Genomic DNA, 19,596 nt, shown 5'->3' with positions numbered 1-19,596 from the left:
AATCTCCGGTGAAGTTCGTAAAGTATTTATTCATCCTTGCAGTCTGTTGCATTCTGCTGGGAGCAGGCTCGATAATTGGCCTCTACAAATTTATTGAGCCCCAGCTACCCGACGTAGCCACACTCAGGGATGTGCGCCTGCAGATCCCCATGCAAATCTATAGCGCCGAAGGCGAGCTGATTGCTCAGTACGGGGAAAAACGTCGTATTCCTGTCACGCTGAGCCAAATGCCGCCAGAGCTGACGAAAGCCTTTATTGCCACAGAAGACAGCCGTTTCTACGAGCATCACGGGATCGATCCGGTCGGTATTTTCCGTGCAGCCAGCGTGGCGCTGTTTTCTGGTCGCGCCACACAGGGTGCCAGTACCATCACCCAGCAGCTGGCGCGTAACTTCTTCCTGAGCCCGGAAAAAACGCTGACGCGTAAAATTAAAGAAGTGTTCCTGGCTATCCGCATTGAGCAGATGCTCAGCAAGGATGAAATTCTTGAGCTGTACCTGAATAAGATTTACCTCGGTTACCGGGCCTATGGCGTCGGGTCTGCCGCACAGGTCTATTTCGGTAAATCCATCGATCAGCTGACGCTGAGCGAAATGGCGGTGATTGCTGGCCTGCCAAAAGCCCCGTCCACCTTTAACCCGCTGTATTCGATGGATCGGGCAACCGCCCGTCGTAACGTGGTGTTGTCGCGAATGTTAAGCGAGAACTACATCACTCAGGCGCAATATGATGAGGCCATCCGCGAGCCGATCCACGCCCGATACCATGCGCCGGAAATTGCCTTCTCCGCCCCGTACCTGACCGAAATGGTGCGCCAGGAAATGGTGAGTCGCTACGGTGACAAGGCCTACGAAGACGGCTATCGCGTTTACACCACCATCACCCGCAAAGATCAGCTGGCGGCGCAGCATGCCCTGCGCACCAACGTCATGGATTACGATATGCGTCACGGCTATCGCGGTCCGTCTAACGTGCTGTGGAAGGTGGGCGAAACCCCGTGGGACAGCCAAAAAATCACCGATAGCCTGAAAAGCTTGCCGACATACGGACCGCTTTTACCCGCGGTGGTGACCGCTGCGAACCCTCAGGATGCCACGGTGATGATGGCTGATGGCACCTCGGTTTCACTGAATATGGATGGTATGCGCTGGGCACGCCCGTACCGCTCGGATACGCAGCAGGGTCCAACCCCGCGTAAAGTGACCGACGTGGTACAGACCGGTCAGCAAATCTGGGTCCGTCAGGTGAATGATGGCTGGTGGCTGGCACAGGTGCCGGACGTCAACTCGGCGCTGGTGTCGATTAACCCACAAAACGGCGCGATCATTGCGCTGGTTGGCGGGTTTGACTTCAACCAGAGTAAATTCAACCGCGCCACCCAGGCACTGCGCCAGGTCGGCTCGAACATCAAACCGTTCCTCTATACCGCAGCGATGGACAAAGGTCTGACCCTGGCGAGTATTCTGAACGACGTGCCTATCTCACGCTGGGATGCGGGTGCCGGTTCTGACTGGAGTCCGAAGAACTCCCCGCCGCAATACGCCGGTCCGATTCGCCTGCGTCAGGGTCTCGGCCAGTCGAAAAACGTGGTGATGGTGCGCGCCATGCGTGCGATGGGTGTGGATTACGCGGCAGAATACCTGCAGCGCTTCGGCTTCCCGGCCAACAACATCGTGCGTACCGAATCGCTGGCGCTGGGCTCCGCATCATTTACCCCGCTGCAGGTGGCACGCGGTTATTCGGTGATGGCAAACGGCGGTTTCCTGATTGACCCCTACTTCATCACTAAAATCGAAAACGACGCGGGTGGCGTTATCTTTGAAGCCAGACCGAAAATCGCCTGTGCGGATTGCGATATTCCGGTGATCTACGGTGATACGCCGAAATCTGACGTGCTGGAAAACAAAGATGTAGAAGATGTAGCCACCTCTCAGACGCCACAGAATTCTACTGTACCGATGCCAAGCCTCGAGCAGGCCAACCAGGCGCTGGTCGCCCGGAGCGGCGGGCAGGAGTATGCCCCGCACGTGATCAGCACCCCGCTGTCCTTCCTGATCAAGAGCGCTCTGAATACCAACGTCTTCGGCGAACCGGGCTGGCAGGGAACCGGCTGGCGCGCAGGTCGTGATCTGCAGCGTCATGACATTGGCGGCAAAACCGGCACCACCAACAGCTCGAAAGATGCCTGGTTCTCGGGTTATGGTCCGGGCGTGGTAACGTCGGTGTGGATTGGCTTTGACGATCATCGCCGCAATCTGGGCCGTACCTCGGCGTCAGGCGCGATTAAAGATCAGATTTCCGGTTACGAAGGCGGGGCGAAGAGTGCTCAGCCGGCGTGGGATTTGTTCATGAAGGCAGCGCTGGAAGGCGTACCGGAACAACCACTTACGCCACCAGCGGGCGTGGTGACGGTCAATATCGACCGCTACACCGGGCAGTTGGCGAACGGCGGGAACAGTCGCGCAGAGTACTTTATCGAAGGCACGCAGCCGACCCAACAGTCGGTGCGTGAAGTAGGAACCACCCTGATAGACAACGGTGAAACCCACGAACTGTTCTGACAAAAAAGGCGCCTCTGGCGCCTTTGTTATTTCCCGATGATTACAACCGGCCCTGCTCTTTCAGCCATTCGCGGACCAGAAACAGCGCGCTCACGTTACGGGCTTCATTGAAATCCGGATCATCCAGCAGGGTTAACAACTCTGCCAGCGGCCAGCGCACCTGCGGCAGCGGCTCAGGTTCATCGCCAGGCAGCGATTCCGGGTAAAGATTCTCCGCCACCACGATATTCATTTTGCTGGAGAAATAGGACGGCGCCATGCTCAGTTTCTTCAGAAACGTCAGGTTATTGGCCCCAAAGCCGACTTCTTCTTTCAGCTCGCGGTTCGCGGCTTCGAATACGCTTTCACCGGGGTCGATCAGCCCCTTCGAAAAACCAAGCTCGTACGATTCGGTGCCGACCGCATATTCGCGGATCAGAATAAGATGGTCATCAACAATCGGGACGATCATCACCGCTTCGCGGGTAGAAGGACGCATCCGTTCATACACCCGGCGCTCGCCATTGCTGAATTCCAGATCCACACTTTCTACGGTAAACAGTCGGGAACGGGCGACCGTTTCAACGTGATGGAGGATGGGTTTTGTTAATGGTTTATCCATGATGACCTGTGCTTGCTGTGATAACAGGGTAATTGTGCGACATGCCGCACAGTTTAGGCAATTCCTGTCGTCGTGTATTTACATCTATGTAACTTTCAGCATCAGTCCTTTTTTAGATAAAAAGTCAAGCCCTTGCAAAGGTTTTGAGAATTTGCTGATATTCGCTTGCATTGACCTTTGTTATGCTCAAAAGTTGCGTCAGAACGTAATAAGTCTTTAAAGTTCTGCGTGATGCGTGCCGATAGCTAACTACGGGCTCACGTTCTGTGTTAATGGGCAACCGATGAAACCTGTAAGAATAAGTTTGATGGGAAAAGCATGGGCACCTTTTTGATTCTTCTCGCTGCTATGCTGGCCTGCGCATTGCTTGCAGGGTGGTTTTATCGACAGCGCTCGCAGCAACGGCGTCTTCCCCGACTGCATGCGTTTACTGGCGCTACTACGCGCAAACTGACCAGCGATGAATGCGCTGCCGTTGAAAGCTATCTCGAAAGTCTGAGCCGTACGCTGGAAGTGCCCGCTTCCGGTGCCACTGTGGCACCCGCTGTTCTGACCCTCAATGCCCAAAGTAACACGGTCTATAGCGTCACCCAGTCCATTACCCGCTACGGGATAACCACCGAAGACCCGAATAAGTGGCGCTACTTCCTCGACTCCGTTGAAATTCATCTGCCCCCCTTCTGGGAACAGTACATCAACGACGAAAACGCGGTCGAACTTATCTATACCGATTCTTTGCCGCTGGTTATTTCCCTCAACGGCCATACCCTGCACGACCATAAGCAGGAAGCCAAAGGCTTTGCGCTGGAGCAACGCCCGTCGACCCAGGCATCCATTCGCGGTGAAGAAAGCGAGCAGATTGAACTGCTGAACATTCGCCAGGAAACCCATGAAGAGTATGCCCTGAGTCGCCCGGACGGCCTGCGTGAAGCGCTGCTGGTCGTCGGCGCGTTCCTGCTCTTTTTCTGCGCCCTGATGGTGCCGGAAGTGTTTGTCCCGTGGGTCACCGGCGGCGCGATTTTGCTGTTGGTGTTCGGCCTGTGGGGCCTGTTTGCGCCCCCGTCTAAAACTGCACTGCGTGAAATCCACTGCCTGCGCGGCACGCCGAAACGCTGGGGCCTGTTTGGCGAAAATGACCAGGAGCACCTCAACAATATCTCGCTCGGCATTATCGACCTGATTTACCCGCGTCACTGGCAGCCTTTTATCGCCCAGGACCTCGGCCAGCAGACGGATATCGACATTTATCTCGACCGCCACGTAGTGCGCCAGGGCCGCTTCCTGTCGCTGCATAACGAAGTGAAGCATTTCCCTCTCCAGCACTGGCTGCGCAGCGCCATTATCGCCAGCGGGGCACTGCTGATTGTGGTGATGCTGTGGATGAGCGTGCCGTTAGGGATGCCGTTCAAATTTACCCTTTCGTGGCTGAAAGGCGCCCAAACCATTGAGGCGACAACGGTCAATCAGCTTGAGCAAGCGGGCGTTCGTGTCGGTGATACGCTGCACCTTTCCGGAACCGGGATGTGTAATATCCACTCGCAGGGGACCTGGACCGCGCAGCAAAACTCGCCGTATATGCCGTTTGATTGCTCGCAGATTATCTGGAACGACGCGCCGCCGTTGCCGCTGCCGGAATCGGATATTGTGACCAAAGCCACGGCCCTGATGCAGGCGGTGAATCGTCAGCTGCACCCAAGCCCGGATGACAGCTCTCGCGTCAGCCCGGCGCTGCGTTCTGCGATCCAAAAATCGGGGATGGTACTGCTGGATGATTTCGCTGATATCGTACTGAAAACACAAGATCTGTGCTCTGCCGAAGACGACTGCGCACGCCTGAAAAATGCGCTGGTCAACCTTGGGAACACCCGCGATTGGGACACGCTGACCAAACGCGCCAGCGCCGGGAAACTGGACGGGGTGAACGTACTGCTGCGCCCGGTCAGCGCCGAGTCCCTGGATAATCTGGTCACCACTTCGACCGCGCCGTTCGTCATGCGCGAAACGGCACGCGCGGCGCAGGCTCTGAACAGCCCGGCACCGGGCGGCTTCCTGATTGCCAGCGATGAAGGCAGCGATTTGGTGTCACAGCCTTGGCCGTCGGTTAGCCTGTATGACTATCCGGCGCATGAGCAGTGGAGCGAATTTCAGCGCCTCGCGGGAATGCTGATGCATACGCCGTTTACCGCCGAAGGGATTGTCACCAACTTATACACCGATGCCAACGGTACCAAACACATCAATCTGCACCGCATGCCGGACAGTTCCGGGCTGTGGCGCTACATTAGCATTACGCTGTTGATGCTGGCGATGCTGGCATGCTTTGCCTGGAATGGCATTCAGGCCATTCGCCGCTATCAGCGCCACCGTATGCGCATGGCGGATATTCATAAATACTACGAGGAGAGCCTCAATCCGGTGCTGTTAACCACCACGGATCTGCTGCATCAGGATCCCACAGACCGCTAAACCGCCCTGCTCCCGCTCGCGCGACCGGTGTGATACCCTGTCGCGCATTCTTCCGGCTGGAGACGCACTATGCATTTTGACATTGCCTGGCAGGAGGTCGACACCGTTCTGCTGGATATGGACGGCACTCTTCTCGATCTCGCCTTCGACAACTATTTCTGGCAGCAGCTGGTGCCTGAAACCTACGGCGCGCAAAACGGCATCAGCCTGCAGGACGCGCGCACGCGCATCAGTCAGGAATATCACGCCGTGCAGCATACGCTAAACTGGTACTGTCTGGATTACTGGAGCGAGCGTCTGGGGCTGGATATTTGCGCCATGACCACCGAGCAAGGGCCACGGGCCGTGCTGCGTGATGACACCGTGCCGTTTCTTGATGCGCTGAATGCCTGTGGTAAACGCCGCATTTTGCTAACCAACGCACATCCGCACAACCTGGCGGTGAAGCTGGAACATACCGGTCTGGCATCACACCTTGATTTATTACTTTCGACCCACACATTTGGTTATCCGAAAGAAGATCAGCGCTTGTGGCAGGCTGTGGCCGAAGAAACAACGCTGGAAGCGCACAGAACGCTGTTTATTGACGACAGCGAACCAATTCTTGATGCCGCGGCGTTATTCGGGATCCGTTACTGTCTCGGCGTCACCAATCCCGATTCTGGTATCGCGGAAAAGCAGTATCAGCGTCACCCGGCATTGAATGATTATCGTCGCCTGATCCCTGCGATCCGGTGAAGGAGAAGCCATGCAAGAGAAGCCCACTGATGCCGTCCGGCTCGATAAGTGGCTCTGGGCGGCCCGCTTTTACAAAACCCGTGCGGTTGCACGTGAGATGGTGGAAGGCGGTAAGGTGCATTACAACGGACAGCGTAGCAAGCCCAGCAAAGTGGTGGAAATGAACGCCACGCTGACGCTGCGTCAGGGCAACGATGAGCGAACGGTGATTGTTAAGGCCATCACCGAACAGCGACGCCCGGCGACCGAAGCCGTGTTGCTGTATGAAGAGACCGCCGAAAGTATCGAAAAACGGGAAAAAATGGCCGTGGTCCGCAAGCTGAACGCGCTGACCATGCCGCACCCGGACCGTCGCCCTGATAAAAAAGAGCGCCGCGACCTGATGAGATTTAAACATGGGAACAGTGAGTAACCGTTCCCTTAAGAGAGAAAATGATGATTCAACACGATCAATTGCACCGCTATCTGTTTGAAAACGTGGCCGTACGCGGCGAACTGGTCACCGTCTCCGAAACGCTGGAGCAGGTGCTCGCCAACCACACCTATCCGCAGCCGGTTAAAAACGTGCTGGCCGAGCTGCTGGTGGCCACCAGCCTGCTAACCGCAACCCTGAAGTTTGCCGGTGACATCACCGTGCAGTTGCAGGGCGATGGCCCAATGTCGCTGGCGGTGATCAACGGCAACAACAATCAACAGCTTCGCGGTGTGGCGCGTGTTCAGGGCGATATCCCGGAAAATGCGGATCTGAAAGCGCTGGTCGGTAACGGCTATCTGGTTATCACCATTGCGCCGGAAGAAGGCGAGCGCTACCAGGGCGTAGTCGGTCTGGAAGGCGATACGCTGGCGGCGTGCCTGGAAGATTACTTCCTGCGTTCAGAACAGCTGCCGACGCGTCTGATCATTCGTACCGGCGAGCACGAAGGCAAAATGGCGGCGGGCGGAATTCTGCTGCAGGTGATGCCCGCGCAGAATGCGCAGGCGGCGGACTTTGAGCACCTGGCAACCCTGACCGACACCATCAAAGCCGAAGAGCTTTTTGGCCTGCCAGCCAACGACGTGCTGTGGCGTCTGTATCATGAAGAAGAAGTGACGGTTTACGATCCTCAGACGGTCGAATTCAAGTGCACCTGCTCCCGTGAACGCTGCGCCGATGCGCTGCGAACGCTGCCGGATGAAGAAGTGGACAGCATTCTGGCCGACGACGGCGAAATCGACATGAACTGCGACTACTGCGGCAGCCATTACGTGTTCAACGCGATGGATATCGCCGAGATCCGTAACAACGCTTCCCCGGCGGATCCGCAGGTACATTGATCAGAGATCAGAAAAGCAAAAGCTCCCGGTGAGGGAGCTTTTGAACACTACCGTTCACCGGTATCGTAATAATCAACCTTCAACCGCTCGCCAAAAATGGAGAGATCGTCCCACTCCTTTTTCACTGTGAGCACCTTGTTCTGACCCAACGCATTGAGCAGTTCATCCTTGGTTAACGATTTCGGGAATTTCCGGGATTCCCCCGCCATTGTCCATCCCTGCGCCGTATGCCTGTAGATAACGGCTGTTCCCTGAGTAAATTGATACAGCACCCACTCAGGCTGCCCGTCGTGATTGAGATCCTGACTGACCAGCAGGCACTCCTCCTTACTCCGCAGGCAGGCCATAGAGAGATATTGTTCTTTTCCGATGGCAACCCACAGTTGCGCGTCCGGGTGTACATCCGCAGGCATCACGTCAACGTTGTCCTTTAGCTGCGCCTGAGTCACCGCGCTGTCCATCTTTCCGCGTGGCGCCAATAACATGTTCAACTCTTGTCTGCGCTGAGGCGTGGCCATAAATTTCTCGTCCTGTTGTAGCGTTTGCAGCGCCTGCTGACCACGCTTACCCGCCTGGCTGAACAGGTAGAGGCTGACCTGCTCCGCCGTTATCTTTCCTGACTGATAGCGAGACATCTGGTCGTTTACGCTAATTTTCCACACATCCAGCAGCGGGGTACGAAGCAAAATGAGAAAAATCAGCATCAGAAGAAAGACGCCAGGCACCACTTTATCCTGCAATCTAAAAGGGTCATGTCGGTTAAACAGCAGGCTCACGCAGTAGCCGATTGTCCAGACGAGCGTAATGCAGGTGATCAGCACCGCGTACAGGCGTTCAGGTGTCCATCCGTACTGATCGACGCGTAGCCAAAGTGCCCATGACGCCAAAAGGGCATACAACGGCAGCACCAGAATAGATACGTAAATGAGATAGCGCAGCCCTGAAGGATAGCGCTGAACATTGCGTTCCGGGCCGAAAACGATGACGACCAAAAAGAGTGACATTAGCGCCAGACAGTTCAGTAACCCTGCGGCAGAAAGTTGGTGAGAAAGCCTCTCCAGCCCCACAAACGGTAGTACCACAATGAACGACAGCGTGAGCAGAGACAGTAAAGGTAACAGCCAGCTGGCAAGCAGCGTCAACAGGTTTTGGATAGCCGCCATCCGCTTTGCCTGATGCTGCGTCAGGATAACCGTCAGCGCAGATATCGCCCCCGTTACCACTGCAAAGAACCATCCGGAATCAAAGAAGATTTTGTTAAACAGCGTGATATCGACCATCTCGAACAATTTTGCCCACAAAAGCAAAATCAACCAGAAGAGGCCGTTGGCAATAACCACCGCCAGCAGCGTTAAGGCGTTAACCCCATTACGGTGATAGAACACCGTGTAAAACGATTGGCCTTCAGCCGGTTCAAAACGCCATTGCAACCAGGGGAGTATCAGCAGGCCTATCAGCATCAGCTGCGCGCTAAACGTCAGAAACCATCCCTGACTATCCCACCGCTCAAGGCTGGCGAGCGCATCCTGATAACCGGCAGCGATGCCAAACAGCGCCAACAATCCCCAGAGGCCCACCAGGGTGGAAAGTCTCAGAAGGAGCGGTTTTCGCGAAGAGGTAAACGCGGTGGTGGTCATCACGGTGGCAGGTACTGCCATTATAATGACCGCAAATGACCAAAAATTAGTATCGGTATCTGCCGTAAGCTGATGATGCCGTGCCAGCAGGTAGCAAAGGATGCCCAGTACCGTGCCAACGAGCAAAACCGCTGCCCGGCTCGCGGGGGAATATCCACTTTCATTATTCATCGCAGCTGCCCTGTTAATTAAAGCTGCATTTTCGTACAGAGCCGAGGAATACGCACACCCTTTCGTCCGGTTTCAGATTAATGACCGAGACATGAATCGATTCTCGCTGTAACTCTTCCGTAACTTTCTTTCAGGAATGCGATTACATTCACATTCCACCAGTTCATTAAACCATTTATTAACCGTTTAAGAACATTTCCCCCCACTCAAAAACGTTTCCTGCCATAATCTGTCTCGCCTCGTGACAGGAGTCACCGTGTTTTCCGTTAGTTTGACGAGAGTCCGGATACGCAAATCTATGAGCCTGGTCGCGGTCTAAAACCCCTAAACAACCCTACAATCATTGGCAGTACATCTTGGCTAAGGAGCAGTGACATGCGTGTTAAAGGTATAACCCCGCAGGATCTCAAGGCTTATGGTATCAACGACGTCCAGGAAATCGTCTACAACCCCGATTACGACACCTTATTTAAGGAAGAGCTCAACCCCAATCTGGAAGGGTACGAGCGCGGCGTTCTGACGAATCTCGGTGCTATCGCTGTCGACACCGGTATTTTTACCGGCCGTTCGCCGAAAGATAAGTATATTGTCCGTGATGACACCACCCGCGATACCGTGTGGTGGGCTGATAAAGGCAAAGGCAAGAACGACAACAAACCACTCTCCCCGGAAACCTGGCAGCAACTAAAAGGACTCGTCACCCAACAACTCTCAGGTAAGCGCCTGTTTATTGTCGATGCTTACTGTGGCGCAAACGCCGACACCCGTCTGTGCGTGCGCTTTATTACGGAAGTGGCCTGGCAGGCACACTTCGTCAAAAACATGTTCATTCGCCCAACCGACGAAGAGCTGGCAACCTTCAAGCCAGATTTCACGGTGATGAATGGCGCGAAATGCACTAACCCGAACTGGCAGCAGCAGGGCCTGAACTCCGAAAACTTCGTGGCCTTCAACCTGACCGAACGCGTACAGCTGATTGGCGGCACCTGGTACGGCGGTGAAATGAAGAAGGGTATGTTCTCTATCATGAACTACCTGCTGCCGCTGAAAGGCATCGCTTCGATGCACTGCTCGGCAAACGTCGGCGAAAAAGGCGATGTCGCGGTGTTCTTTGGCCTCTCCGGTACCGGCAAAACCACCCTCTCCACCGACCCGAAACGCCGCCTGATTGGCGATGACGAACACGGTTGGGATGATGACGGCGTGTTCAACTTCGAAGGCGGCTGCTACGCGAAAACGATCCGCCTGTCCGAAGAAGCGGAGCCGGATATCTATCACGCGATCCGCCGCGATGCGCTGCTGGAAAACGTCAGCGTCCTGGCCGACGGCACCATCGATTTCGACGATGCCTCGAAAACTGAAAACACCCGCGTCTCCTACCCGATTTACCACATCGACAACATTGTGAAGCCGGTGTCGAAAGCGGGTCATGCGACTAAAGTCATTTTCCTCACCGCCGACGCCTTTGGCGTGCTGCCCCCGGTTTCGCGCCTGACGGCCAACCAGACGCAGTACCACTTCCTGTCTGGCTTTACCGCCAAACTGGCCGGTACCGAACGCGGCGTCACCGAGCCAACGCCTACCTTCTCCGCCTGCTTTGGCGCTGCGTTCCTGTCGCTGCACCCGACGCAGTACGCTGAAGTGCTGGTGAAACGTATGCAGGCATCCGGGGCACAGGCCTACCTGGTGAACACCGGCTGGAACGGCACCGGCAAACGTATCTCGATTAAAGATACGCGTGCGATTATCGACGCCATTCTCGACGGTACGCTGGATAACGCCGAAACCTTTACTCTGCCGATGTTTGACCTGCAAATCCCGACCGAACTGCCGGGCGTGGACACCCATATTCTGGACCCGCGTAACACCTACGCGTCACCGGAACAGTGGCAGGAAAAAGCCAACGCGCTGGCGAAGCTGTTCGTCGAAAACTTTGAGAAGTACACCGATACGCCAGCAGGCGCCGCACTGGTAGAGGCGGGCCCGAAGCGGTAAGCCGCGGCTAGCAATAAAAAACCCGGCACGCGTTTCGCGCTGCCGGGCTTTTTTTAACGTTTTTTTAACTCTCTTTGCTGCCAGACGACCGCATCACCGGCACCGGTAACCAGGCGCGAATCAACAACCCGCCCCGTTTGCTGGTGTCAATTTCCAGCAGACCGTTATGGTTGTCGATAATACGCTGCACAATGGCCAGACCGAGACCCGTTCCGCTGGTACTGCGAGCGCTATCCCCGCGAACAAATGGCTGGAACAGATGCTTCCGCTGCTCCGGCTGGATGCCCGGACCATCATCTTCGACCTGGAACCAGACGCGGTTAGGTTCACTCCCGCTGCTGACTTTGATCCAACCGTTGCCGTAACGCGCGGCGTTGACCACCATGTTTGCCAGCGCACGTTTAATTGACAGCGGATGCATACGCACCGGGATTTCTCCGGGCTGCATCTCGGTTTCAATTTCACGCTCGTAGCCGCTTTCCGCCGCCACCACTTCACCCAGCACCGAGTTTAAATCGCCCAGCTCCATCGGCATTTCCTGGCCGGTGCGCAGGTAATCGATAAACTGCTCAATGATGGCGTTACACTCTTCGATATCCTTGTTGATGGATTCGGCGAGATAACCGTCCTGTTCGCCCATCATCTCCGTCGCCAGACGAATACGGGTTAGCGGCGTACGCAAATCATGGCTAACGCCTGCCATCAACAGCGTGCGGTCGTCCGCCAGCTGCTTCACGCCTGCTGCCATATGGTTAAAGGCACGGGTCACTGAACGTACTTCCGACGCGCCGTATTCACGTAGCGGCGGCGGAATAATCCCTTTCCCTACCTGCAAAGCAGCATGTTCGAGATCGACAAGGGGTCGGTTCTGAATACGGATAAACAGCCACGCCCCCCCAATGGCCAGCAGCATAATCGCCAGGGTGTAGCGGAACAGCGGCGAAAAGTCGCCCTGATGGATTTCAGTCAGCGGCACGCGCACCCAAATGTTGGGCGACAGCCAGGTTTTCAGCCACACCACTGGCGAGCTTTTGTTGACCTCAACGCGCACTTCCGTTGGACCACCCAATTGCTGCGCCATCTGCTGGCTTAAGAATTCGTAATGCTGCGCCCAGCGCAGCCCGGCATCTTCCGCCGCTTCATCGGAATAGAGCGAAATGCCAAGCTCGCGGTAAATCTCACGCCGAAATGCTGGCGGCACCACCAGTTGGGTGCCGTCTTCGAGCTGCAGTTTGTCGGTCATCAGCATACGGACTTCGTACGCCAGCACCTTGTTGAACTGCTGCAGGCTCGGCAATATCGCGAAGTTCAGGACCACCAGATAGGTCGTCACCAGGCTGACGAACAGCAAGGTGACGATTAAAAGCAGCGTGCGGGCAAATGAACTTCGTGGTGAGAAGCGCATTCGCCTCATGCCTTAGAACCGTCCGGCACGAAGACGTAGCCCAGACCCCACACGGTCTGAATGTAGCGCGGATGCGCTGGGTCTTCTTCAACCATGCGACGCAGGCGAGAAATCTGTACGTCGATTGAACGCTCCATCGCCGAGTATTCCCGGCCACGCGCCAGGTTCATCAGCTTGTCGCGAGACAGCGGCTCACGCGGATGGCTTACCAGCGCTTTCAGCACCGCAAACTCACCGCTGGTCAATGGCATAGGCTCATCTTCACGGAACATCTCACGGGTGCCGAGGTTCAGCTTAAACTTACCGAAGGCAATGACCGCTTCTTCCTGAGACGGCGCGCCCGGCAGTTCGTTAGCCTGACGACGCAGCACGGCGCGGATACGGGCCAGCAGTTCACGCGGGTTAAACGGCTTTGGAATGTAATCGTCGGCGCCAATTTCCAGGCCCACGATACGGTCAACTTCTTCCCCTTTCGCCGTCACCATAATAATCGGCATCGGGTTACTCTGGCTGCGCAGACGGCGGCAGATAGAGAGTCCATCTTCGCCAGGCAGCATTAAATCCAGCACCATCAGGTGGAAAGATTCACGGGTCAGCAGGCGGTCCATCTGTTCGGCGTTGGCGACGCTTCGAACCTGGAAGCCTTGTTCAGTCAGATAACGTTCAAGCAGCGCGCGGAGGCGCATATCGTCATCTACAACAAGAATCTTATAATTCTCTTGCATTGTGTGTACTCCCAGAAGGTTCGTAACAATTATGAGTGCGTATTCTCAAAAAAGCGTACGCTACGCTCCAGCTAAATCTGGTATAAATTCTAACCGAAATTGTTACAAAGCATATTTAACAGCAGCTTATCTGTACATTTCATCACAGAAAACTATTTTTTAACCATCTGTCGAATTCTTTGAGGCAAAATGTGCGCAAGCACAAGGTAGTCACAAGGTAGCATTACAATGAAAACGCCGCTAATCACCCGTGAAGGGTACGAGAAATTAAAGAAAGAGCTGGATTACCTCTGGCGTGAAGAACGCCCAGAGGTCACCAAAAAAGTGACCTGGGCGGCAAGCCTGGGCGATCGCAGTGAAAACGCTGATTATCAGTACAATAAAAAGCGGCTGCGTGAAATCGACCGTCGGGTTCGCTATCTGACCAAGTGCCTGGAAAATTTAAAAATTGTCGATTACTCACCGCAGCAGGAAGGCAAAGTCTTCTTTGGCGCGTGGGTGGAAATCGAAAATGACGATGGCGACACCAAACGCTTTCGCATCGTCGGCTATGACGAGATTTTTGGCCGCAAAGATTACATCTCGATTGATTCACCCATGGCCCGCGCGCTGCTGAAAAAAGAGGTCGGCGACCTGGCCGTCGTTCAGACGCCGGGCGGTGAAGCCAGCTGGTACGTCAATGAGATTGAATATGTGAAGTGACCCGCCTGGAACTCTCTGATTACGGACCCGAACGGCTGGCAATTTTGCCGTTCGATCCGTATAACTATCCCCTGATTTTCGACCCTAAAGATGAAATAAAGCCATGATGAATGATTCGCTCTGCCGCATTATTGCGGGTGAACTTCAGGCCAGAAACGAACAGGTAGCCGCTGCCGTTCGCCTGCTTGATGAAGGGAACACCGTGCCGTTTATTGCACGTTATCGTAAGGAAGTCACCGGCGGTCTGGACGACACCCAGTTGCGTAACCTGGAAACGCGTCTTGGCTATCTGCGTGAGCTGGAAGAGCGTCGTCAGTCGATCCTCAAGTCCATCGACGAACAGGGCAAGCTGAGCGATGAGCTGGCCAAAGCCATCAAGGGCACCCTGAGCAAAACCGAGCTCGAAGATCTCTACCTGCCGTATAAACCGAAGCGCCGTACCCGAGGACAAATCGCGATTGAAGCAGGCCTTGAGCCGCTGGCCGATTTGCTGTGGAACGAGCCGTCGCATACGCCAGAAGACGAAGCCGCCAAATACATCAATGCTGACAACGGCGTGGCCGACACCAAAGCCGCCCTCGACGGGGCGCGCTACATCCTGATGGAGCGCTTTGCCGAAGACGCACAGCTGCTGGCGAAAGTGCGTGAGTATCTGTGGAAGAACGCCCATCTGGTGGCCGTTGTGGTCAGCGGCAAAGAGGAAGAAGGCGCGAAATTCCGTGATTACTTCGACCATCACGAACCGATTGCGACCGTGCCGTCTCACCGCGCCCTGGCGATGTTCCGTGGCCGTAACGAAGGCATTCTGCAACTGTCGCTGAATGCCGACCCGCAGTTCGACGAGCCGCCGAAAGAGAGCCAGGGCGAGCACATTATCATTAATCACCTCGGCCTACGTCTGAACAACGCCCCGGCAGACAGCTGGCGTAAAGGCGTGGTGAGCTGGACCTGGCGTATCAAGGTGCTGATGCACCTCGAAACCGAACTGATGGGCACCGTACGTGAACGCGCAGAAGACGAAGCGATTAACGTCTTTGCCCGTAACCTGCACGACCTGCTGATGGCCGCACCAGCGGGCCTGCGCGCCACAATGGGCCTCGATCCTGGCCTGCGTACCGGCGTTAAAGTGGCGGTAGTTGACGGCACTGGCAAGCTGGTTGCTACTGACACCATCTATCCACACACCGGTCAGGCGGCGAAAGCGGCTGTCGCGGTGGCCGCGCTGTGCGAGAAACACAACGTGGAGCTGGTGGCTATCGGCAACGGCACCGCGTCGCGTGAAACCGAGCGTTTCTTCCTCGACGTGCAGAAGCAGTTCCCGAAAGTGACCGCGCAAAAAGTGATTGTCAGCGAAGCCGGGGCGTCGGTGTACTCCGCGTCGGAACTGGCGGCGCTGGAGTTCCCGGACCTCGACGTCTCTATCCGTGGGGCGGTGTCTATCGCCCGTCGCTTGCAGGATCCGCTGGCAGAGCTGGTGAAAATCGACCCGAAATCAATCGGGGTCGGCCAGTATCAGCACGACGTCAGCCAGGGCCAGCTGGCGCGTAAGCTGGACGCGGTGGTCGAAGACTGTGTGAACGCCGTAGGCGTTGACCTGAATACTGCCTCCGTGCCGCTGCTGACCCGCGTAGCGGGCCTGACACGAATGATGGCGCAGAACATTGTCAGCTGGCGTGATGAGAACGGTCAGTTCCAGAACCGTCAGCAGCTGCTGAAAGTCAGCCGCCTGGGGCCAAAAGCCTTTGAACAGTGCGCGGGCTTCCTGCGTATTAACCACGGCGATAATCCGCTCGATGCCTCCACCGTTCACCCGGAAGCCTATCCGGTAGTCGAGCGCATTCTGGCGGCGACCGAGCAGGCGCTGAGTGACCTGATGGGCAACAGTAGCGCGCTGCGCGACGTCAAAGCCGTCGATTTTACCGACGAGCGTTTTGGTTTGCCGACGGTGACCGACATCATCAAAGAGCTGGAAAAACCAGGCCGTGACCCGCGTCCGGAGTTCAAAACCGCGCAGTTTGCTGACGGGGTGGAAACCATGAACGATCTGCTGCCGGGCATGGTGCTGGAAGGCGCAGTCACCAACGTGACCAACTTCGGTGCGTTTGTGGATATCGGCGTGCATCAGGATGGCCTGGTTCACATCTCTTCCCTGGCCGACAAGTTCGTCGAAGATCCACACACCGTGGTGAAAGCGGGCGACATCGTGAAGGTCAAAGTGATGGAAGTCGATCTGCAGCGCAAGCGTATCGCCCTGACCATGCGTCTGGACGAGCAGCCTGGCGACAGCAACACACGTCGTGGCAGCGGTGGCGGTCGTGAACAGAACGCCCGCCCGGCGGCCAAAGCGGCGAAACCACGCGGTCGTGACGCGCAGCCTGCCGGTAACAGCGCAATGATGGACGCGCTTGCTGCGGCAATGAAGAAAAAATAAGCTTGTCCTTCTCAGGCCCTCTATTTTCAGAGGGCTTTTACTCTTAAATTATCCGCCTATTTATTTTCACTTTGATAACAACTCTGCTTTTTAGCAAACACACCTCTCAGCGGTAATATTGAGCCACATCAACTTCCCGTGAATTATTCAACAAACTGAACATCCGCTCACATTTTATTGATTGAAGGTGGAAACCATTCTCATTATCATCGTCGCTGTTGATATTTTATACTCTACAAAATTAGCGACCCAAGCAGGCCATATGCAATTCACTCCTGACAGTACGTGGAAGATTACCGGGTTCTCACGCGACATCAGCCCGGCTTATCGGCAGAAATTACTTTCGCTCGGCATGTTGCCGGGTTCGTCTTTTCATGTGGTTCGCGTCGCCCCGCTTGGCGATCCGGTGCATATCGAAACCCGTCGCGTCAGCCTGGTATTACGTAAGAAAGACCTGGCATTAATTGAGATTGAAGCGCTTACCCGTTAATTCCCGCCAGACATAGCGAGTTTTAGAAAATGAAGAAATTAACCGTTGGCCTGATTGGCAATCCTAACTCCGGGAAGACAACCTTATTTAATCAATTGACCGGGGCGCGTCAGCGCGTAGGCAACTGGTCAGGCGTAACGGTTGAGCGTAAAGAAGGTCAGTTCAACACCACCGACAGTCAGGTGACGCTGGTTGACCTGCCGGGCACCTACTCTCTGACCACCATCTCTTCGCAAACCTCTTTAGATGAGCAGATTGCCTGTCACTATATTCTGAGCGGTGACGCCGACCTGCTGATCAACGTGGTCGATGCCTCGAATCTCGAACGCAATCTGTATCTGACGCTCCAGCTGCTGGAACTCGGCATTCCCTGCGTGGTGGCGCTGAACATGCTGGATATCGCAGAGAAACAGCAAATCCGCATTGAAGTCGACGCGCTGTCGAAACGCCTCGGTTGCCCGGTTATCCCGCTGGTATCCACCCGTGGGCGTGGCATTGAAGCACTGAAAATGACCCTTGACCGCCACCAGGCTAATGATGATTTAGAGCTGGTGCATTATGCGCAGCCGTTGCTGCGTGAGGCCGAGGGTCTGGCGAAAGTGATGCCACAGGAGATGCCGCTCAAGCAGCGCCGCTGGCTGGGGCTACAAATGCTTGAAGGCGATATCTACAGCCTGGCGTACGCCGGAGACGCCGCACAGCAGCAGCTCGATGCCGTGACGCATCGCCTGCATGAAGAAATGGATGACCCGGCGCTGCACATTGCCGATGCCCGTTATCAGTCGATCGCCGCCGTGTGCGATGTGGTGAGCAACACCCTGACCGCCGAACCGAGCCGTTTCACCGCCGCCGTCGATAAAATCATTCTCAACCGTTTCCTCGGCCTGCCGGTATTCCTGTTTGTGATGTACCTGATGTTCCTGCTGGCTATCAACATCGGCGGCGCACTGCAGCCGATTTTTGACGCTGGTTCGGTTGCCATCTTTATTCACGGTATTCAGTGGGTGGGTGCGACCCTGCACTTCCCTGAATGGCTAACCATTTTCCTCGCTCAGGGGATAGGCGGCGGGATCAACACCGTCCTGCCGCTGGTGCCGCAGATTGGCATGATGTACCTGTTCCTGTCGTTCCTCGAAGATTCCGGCTATATGGCCCGCGCGGCCTTTGTGATGGACCGCCTGATGCAGTCCCTCGGCCTGCCTGGGAAATCATTCGTGCCGCTGATTGTGGGCTTCGGCTGTAACGTCCCGTCGGTGATGGGGGCGCGTACTCTGGATGCCCCGCGTGAACGCCTGATGACCATCATGATGGCGCCGTTTATGTCCTGCGGTGCGCGCCTGGCGATTTTCGCAGTGTTTGCGGCGGCCTTCTTTGGCCAGGATGGCGCGCTGGCGGTGTTCTCGCTGTACGTGCTCGGTATTGTGATGGCTGTCCTCACCGGGCTGATGCTCAAACACACCATCATGCGTGGGGAAGCCTCACCGTTCGTGATGGAGCTGCCGGTTTATCACGTTCCGCATCTGAAAAGCCTGATTATTCAGACCTGGCAGCGCCTGAAAGGCTTCGTACTGCGCGCCGGTAAAGTCATTGTGATTGTCAGTATTTTCCTCAGCGCGCTGAACAGCTTTACCCTCAGCGGCCAGGCGGCAGACAACATCAACGATTCCGCCCTGGCCTCGGTCAGCCGCGTCATCACCCCGCTGTTCAAGCCAATTGGCGTGCATGAAGACAACTGGCAGGCCACCGTCGGGCTGTTCACCGGCGCGATGGCGAAAGAAGTGGTCGTCGGGACGTTGAACACGCTCTACACCGCCGAAGATATCCAGCAGGAAGCGTTTAACCCAGCGGAATTTAATCTTCTGGATGAGCTGGGCGGTGCGGCAGAAGAGACCTGGCAGAGCCTGAAAGACACGTTCAGCCTGAGCGTACTGGCCAACCCAATTGAAGCCAGTAAAGGTGACGGGGAAATGGCTACCGGGGCGATGGGCGTGATGAGCAGCAAATTTGGCAGCGCAGCCGCCGCCTACAGCTACCTGATTTTCGTTCTGCTCTATATTCCCTGCATCTCGGTGATGGGCGCGATTGCCCGCGAATCGAGCCGCGGCTGGATGGGCTTCTCGGTGCTGTGGGGGCTGAATATCGCCTATTCGCTGTCGACGCTGTTCTATCAGGTGTCCAGCTTCCACCAGCATCCACGCTACAGCCTGACCTGCATTCTGGCGGTACTGCTGTTTAACGTGGTGGTTATCGGTCTGTTACGCCGCGCCCGCAGCCGGGTCAACGTGAATCTGCTGGCGACGCGAAAAACCGTCGACAGCTGTTGCAGCAGCCCGGCGGGCGACTGTCACTAAGGGGAAGAC

Annotated in this window: 14 protein-coding genes; 10 read left to right on the top strand and 4 right to left on the bottom strand. The window is 55.8% G+C overall.

Annotation, left to right across the window (positions count from 1 at the left end; translation table 11 throughout):
* Window positions 1–8 precede the first annotated feature (8 nt).
* Window positions 9–2,561: a peptidoglycan glycosyltransferase/peptidoglycan DD-transpeptidase MrcA gene (gene mrcA, locus ACG0Z5_RS13090; protein WP_394447973.1), complete on the top strand. Its 2,553-nt coding sequence runs from the start codon at window positions 9–11 to the stop codon at window positions 2,559–2,561.
* 40 nt (window positions 2,562–2,601) lie between these two features.
* Here mrcA and nudE read toward each other — a convergent pair whose 3' ends face one another.
* On the bottom strand, window positions 2,602–3,162 hold the full coding sequence (gene nudE, locus ACG0Z5_RS13085) for an ADP compounds hydrolase NudE (RefSeq protein WP_394447971.1): 561 nt from the start codon (window positions 3,160–3,162) through the stop codon (window positions 2,602–2,604).
* A 318-nt stretch (window positions 3,163–3,480) separates the two neighbouring features.
* Here nudE and ACG0Z5_RS13080 point away from each other — a divergent pair, with 318 nt between their 5' ends.
* The 4 genes from ACG0Z5_RS13080 (at window position 3,481) to hslO (ending at window position 7,680) form a co-directional block, all read left to right on the top strand.
* Window positions 3,481–5,628: an intracellular growth attenuator family protein gene (locus tag ACG0Z5_RS13080; protein WP_394447969.1), complete on the top strand. Its 2,148-nt coding sequence runs from the start codon at window positions 3,481–3,483 to the stop codon at window positions 5,626–5,628.
* A 69-nt stretch (window positions 5,629–5,697) separates the two neighbouring features.
* Entirely contained in the window at window positions 5,698–6,366 is a 669-nt protein-coding gene (gene yrfG, locus ACG0Z5_RS13075) for a GMP/IMP nucleotidase (protein WP_394447967.1), read from the top strand.
* Between the two features lie 10 nt (window positions 6,367–6,376).
* Window positions 6,377–6,778, top strand: coding sequence for a ribosome-associated heat shock protein Hsp15 (gene hslR / locus ACG0Z5_RS13070; protein ID WP_394447965.1), 402 nt, complete (start codon window positions 6,377–6,379; stop codon window positions 6,776–6,778).
* Window positions 6,779–6,801: 23 nt separating this feature from the next.
* Window positions 6,802–7,680 carry an Hsp33 family molecular chaperone HslO gene (gene hslO / locus ACG0Z5_RS13065; RefSeq protein ID WP_394448096.1) on the top strand — a complete coding sequence of 293 codons (879 nt, stop codon included), beginning with the start codon at window positions 6,802–6,804 and terminating at the stop codon, window positions 7,678–7,680.
* 47 nt (window positions 7,681–7,727) lie between these two features.
* On the opposite strand, the gene ACG0Z5_RS13060 is transcribed toward hslO, so the two are convergent.
* The gene (locus ACG0Z5_RS13060) at window positions 7,728–9,338 is read right to left on the bottom strand and encodes a DUF4153 domain-containing protein (protein WP_394447964.1); all 1,611 of its coding nucleotides are present in this window, start codon (window positions 9,336–9,338) and stop codon (window positions 7,728–7,730) included.
* Between the two features lie 525 nt (window positions 9,339–9,863).
* Here ACG0Z5_RS13060 and pckA point away from each other — a divergent pair.
* Entirely contained in the window at window positions 9,864–11,483 is a 1,620-nt protein-coding gene (gene pckA, locus ACG0Z5_RS13055) for a phosphoenolpyruvate carboxykinase (ATP) (RefSeq protein ID WP_394447962.1), read from the top strand.
* A gap of 64 nt (window positions 11,484–11,547) precedes the next feature.
* Here the strand turns inward: pckA and envZ are convergent, their stop codons facing one another.
* Window positions 11,548–12,897 carry a two-component system sensor histidine kinase EnvZ gene (envZ, locus tag ACG0Z5_RS13050; protein WP_394447960.1) on the bottom strand — a complete coding sequence of 450 codons (1,350 nt, stop codon included), beginning with the start codon at window positions 12,895–12,897 and terminating at the stop codon, window positions 11,548–11,550.
* The gene (gene ompR / locus ACG0Z5_RS13045; RefSeq protein WP_001157751.1) at window positions 12,894–13,613 is read right to left on the bottom strand and encodes a two-component system response regulator OmpR; all 720 of its coding nucleotides are present in this window, start codon (window positions 13,611–13,613) and stop codon (window positions 12,894–12,896) included. The genes envZ and ompR overlap by 4 nt, the downstream gene beginning before the upstream one ends.
* A 228-nt stretch (window positions 13,614–13,841) precedes the next feature.
* Between ompR and greB the strand changes: the two genes are divergently transcribed.
* The 4 genes from greB to feoB all read left to right on the top strand — a co-directional run bounded on the left by greB (window position 13,842) and on the right by feoB (window position 19,587).
* Window positions 13,842–14,315: a transcription elongation factor GreB gene (gene greB, locus ACG0Z5_RS13040; RefSeq protein ID WP_319627026.1), complete on the top strand. Its 474-nt coding sequence runs from the start codon at window positions 13,842–13,844 to the stop codon at window positions 14,313–14,315.
* A gap of 103 nt (window positions 14,316–14,418) precedes the next feature.
* Window positions 14,419–16,746: a Tex family protein gene (locus ACG0Z5_RS13035; RefSeq protein WP_394447958.1), complete on the top strand. Its 2,328-nt coding sequence runs from the start codon at window positions 14,419–14,421 to the stop codon at window positions 16,744–16,746.
* Between the two features lie 262 nt (window positions 16,747–17,008).
* A complete protein-coding gene (gene feoA, locus ACG0Z5_RS13030; protein WP_159464868.1) occupies window positions 17,009–17,236 on the top strand; it encodes a ferrous iron transporter A in 228 nt (75 codons plus the stop codon).
* A 29-nt stretch (window positions 17,237–17,265) separates the two neighbouring features.
* Window positions 17,266–19,587: a Fe(2+) transporter permease subunit FeoB gene (gene feoB, locus ACG0Z5_RS13025; RefSeq protein ID WP_319785566.1), complete on the top strand. Its 2,322-nt coding sequence runs from the start codon at window positions 17,266–17,268 to the stop codon at window positions 19,585–19,587.
* Window positions 19,588–19,596 lie beyond the last annotated feature (9 nt).

Source organism: Scandinavium sp. M-37 (genome assembly GCF_043558715.1).
In the GTDB taxonomy this organism is placed as follows: Bacteria; Pseudomonadota; Gammaproteobacteria; order Enterobacterales; family Enterobacteriaceae; genus Scandinavium; species Scandinavium vulneris_A.
Note: the sequence above shows the minus strand (reverse complement) of the source record. Positions and strands in the feature narration are given on the sequence as shown.